Raw genomic sequence first — 1,117 nt, 5'->3', positions numbered from 1 at the left:
GTATAGGAGACAGGGCCGAGGGGCTACGCCAGGGGGCCGGGGGTCCGGTCCAGTGCCGGGCCGGGTCCGGGTCCGGTTCGGTGCCGGTCCGGGTCCGGTTCGGTGCCGGGTCCGGGTCCGGTTCGGTGCCGATGCCGGTGCCGGTGCCGGTCCAGGTGCAGTCCAGGTCCAGGTCCAGGTCCGGTCCGGTGCCGGTCCGGGTGCGTTGCGCGTACGTCCTCGTACGTTCCGGTACGTCAGGTACGGCGCAGCGCCGCCACCGCCGAGGCCGCCAGGTCGTCCAGATACCCCTTGGGCAGACCGCCCCGTACGACCACCAGCCGCCAGTAGAGCGGCCCGACGATCAGATCCAGCGCCCGGTCGGCGTCGGCGCCCTCGGGGAGTTCGCCGCGTTCGACCGCTTCCCGGACGATCACCGCCGCGATGCCCCGCTGCCCGTCCAGCAGCGCCGTCCTGATCGCGTCGGCGATCTCGGGCTGACGGGCCGCCTCCACCAGCAGATCGGGGATGACCTGCGAGGCCACCGGGTGGCGCAGGGCGTGCGAGGCCACTTCGAGCAGGGCGCGCACATCGCCGTACAGCGACCCGGTCGCGGGGGCGGGCAGCCCCTGCGACGCGAAGGCCGAGACCAGGTCGAGGACGAGCGCCAGCTTGGACTTCCAGCGCCGGTAGACCGCGGTCTTGCCGACCCCGGCCCGGCGCGCGATGCCCTCGATGGACATCCGGGCGAACCCGACCGCGGCCAGCTCCTCGAAGACGGCGGCGCGGATGGCGTCGGTCACATCCTCCCGGAGCACGGCGGCTCCCGCGGGGACGCGGCGTGAGGTGCGGGGGTCCGTGGTCATGAACACCGAGCATAGCGTGACCGAGACGTCACGACGAGACGGTTGCGTTCCGACGTACTCCGTCCTACCTTGGGCGTTGCGACGATACGGATCCGTTCCGACGTAAGCAGCCCGTAAGCACCCCGTAAGCGCCCGCCCTCCTGCGGCGCCCCACCGCCCCGCCCCGCAGCGCGTACGCCCGAGTACGCCCGGCACGCACGTACACCGGTACGCGCGTACGCCCCCAGCGCCAGCCCCCAGCCACCGCCGAAAGCCGACATCTCCGTCAGCCA

The 1,117-nt window shown here is 73.1% G+C and carries 1 protein-coding gene; it reads right to left on the bottom strand.

Features of this window, described 5'->3' with window-relative positions:
* Nucleotides 1-236 precede the first annotated feature (236 nt).
* Complete coding sequence (locus WH07_RS35635) at nucleotides 237-845, bottom strand: TetR/AcrR family transcriptional regulator (protein WP_079023829.1); 609 nt, start codon at nucleotides 843-845, stop codon at nucleotides 237-239.
* Nucleotides 846-1,117: the final 272 nt, after the last annotated feature.

The sequence above is a fragment of the Streptomyces odonnellii genome, assembly GCF_000981895.1.
GTDB lineage: Bacteria > Actinomycetota > Actinomycetes > Streptomycetales > Streptomycetaceae > Streptomyces > Streptomyces odonnellii.
The sequence above is the reverse complement of the archived record's forward strand: the minus strand, read 5'-3'. Positions and strand labels throughout refer to the sequence as shown.

Coding starts and splice junctions, on each gene's coding strand:
- WH07_RS35635 (WP_079023829.1), bottom strand. CDS start 845: ATGACCACGGACCCCCGCACCTCACGCCGCGTCCCCGCGGGAGCCGCC.